Origin of the sequence: Halobacterium salinarum DSM 3754 (assembly GCF_008124605.1) — an archaeon.
Classification (GTDB): Archaea; Halobacteriota; Halobacteria; order Halobacteriales; family Halobacteriaceae; genus Halobacterium; species Halobacterium salinarum.
Genome location: NZ_VRYN01000034.1, coordinates 1 through 1,995, shown reverse-complemented (window position 1 = coordinate 1,995; position 1,995 = coordinate 1). Strand labels below are relative to the sequence as shown.

Sequence of the window (1,995 nt, the reverse complement as noted above, 5' to 3'; positions counted from 1 at the left end):
AGCTGGTCTTCGTGGATTTCACTGTCTGCTTGCTTGGTCTTGAACACACCATCAGCAAGCAGACGTTCTAACTAACCGGCTTTGTGATGTACTGATCATAAGGAGTAGGCGAGAAGTGGCGACATATGGGTAATGGCCGGGTGTTACCGGTGCTCGCTGTAGAGGATCAGCATCTACTGGTCAATGAAAACGGTTCTATCATTCAAGTACAGAGTAATATTCAGCGCCAGGTGACCCCCGGAGACTACGTCAACGTTGAAAATACTCTTGGACAGGACAAAGCGGTCGGCGTGGCGAGAGAAGATGATCCGTCGGGCCAACATGCACGAGTAGAGAAAGTCACCGATGACTACATCTTAGTCCAGACGAACAGCAGATCACGGATACTCGCAAATCCGGCTGAGGATGTCTCACCGGGGGATGGCGTGTTGCTTACGGAACTAGGTGAATTCTACAAAGTATTTGAAGACGGTATCGTTGAACTCGACGATACCACCCTAGACCCCCTGCGAGAGGTAAACGAGACTGACTCGTCTGATCTCACACCAAAAAACGTTCCTGACAAAGAGTATGCGGATTTCGGTGGGATGGACGATGTCGTTGAGGAAGTGAAATACAAAGTGGAAGTCCCTCTCAAGGAGCCAGAACGATTCGAGGATGTCGGGATGAGTGCTCCGAAAGGCGTGCTGTTCTACGGCCCACCGGGGACTGGCAAAACGTATCTGGCGAAAATCGTCGCGAACCAAGTCGAAGATGCGTCATTTTACAGCATCAGAGGCCCAGAGTTGTCTCATGAGTTAGTTGGCGGGACGGCACGGAAGCTCCGCGGGTTGTTCGAGAATGCCAAGAAAAATCCGCCAGCAATCATCTTCTTTGACGAAATAGATTCGATGGCACCGCGACGGGACAAGACAAGGGATGCCGGTCGCCGAACCGTCGGCCAATTGTTGTCGTTAATGGATGGCATCGAGGAACGCGGGCGAGTGGTAGTCATCGGGACGACCAATCTGATTGGGGCAATCGACCCAGCCCTTCGGCGACCAGGTCGGTTCGGACGGGAAATAGAGTTCCCCCGTCCGTCGCGCGAAGGCCGACGAGAAATCCTCAATATCCACAAACCGGACGTTGAATTCGCTGACACCGTGAGTCTTGAGAACCTTGTCGAGAAGTCGAGTGGTTGGACTGGTGCTCATATTGAGTCGTTATTCGAAGAGATTGGAGAGATTCTGCTGAAGGGAGAACGGGACAGGGAGGGGAGTCCGACAATTCGTCGGATGGACGTTGAACGTGCCTATGAGAGGGTACAGGCACAAATCAATAACAAGGAGGCACAACGACGACGAGAGCAAGAAGCCGAGGAGGGCGCAGACTAATGGGACTAAAAGAACGGATTTCGAACCGGTTAGGAAGGGAGAATGGAGAGGACCAATCCCCAAGTGATGAGTCACCAGAGGATGATTCTGTTGAGGACTCCGATGACCGAGAGCCTAACGATGAGGAAGACGACCGCGGGTACGAGAGGGAACTTCGGGAGTTCGTCTACCTGGATCGGGATAGCGTTGTAAGTCTTCTTGCGTCGATCGAAGGAGCCATCAAACAAGAACGGATCGAGCAGATTGGGAGTCGGTCAACGAAGCGTGTTGCTGGTGGTGTGAACGCGAGTATTTCTGGGGTGGGCGCAAAGGTAGAGGGCGAACAGGTTGAGATGGGGGAGAATTCATCCGAAGTGGTACACAACTACGCGATTCAGTCACTCTTCGACCAGTTAGATCAGCATCGACGGCACGACGAGGATGTTGGCCTCATCGATTCGGACGAGGAAACCGAGATAGATGTGTCCGAAGTAACCCGAGGGAAGATCCTTCGGGTTGATGTTGAGCTGGAGACGCACTATCTATACCGATTTTATAAGGTGATGATGTATCTCCAAGAGAATATTCCGGAGGCAGTTGTTCCAGAGGACGAAGATGTCCTGGAGCTTATCGAATCAATGTT

General features: G+C 52.1%; 2 protein-coding genes. Both read left to right on the top strand.

What is annotated here, in order from left to right; genetic code table 11:
* The first annotated feature begins 230 nt into the window (after nucleotides 1-230).
* Nucleotides 231-1,373: an ATP-binding protein gene (locus tag APQ99_RS12420; RefSeq protein WP_168731184.1), complete on the top strand. Its 1,143-nt coding sequence runs from the start codon at nucleotides 231-233 to the stop codon at nucleotides 1,371-1,373.
* On the top strand, nucleotides 1,373-1,995 hold a 623-nt coding region (locus tag APQ99_RS12415; RefSeq protein WP_148889188.1), incomplete at its 3' end, for a DUF6414 family protein. The genes APQ99_RS12420 and APQ99_RS12415, both read left to right, overlap by 1 nt.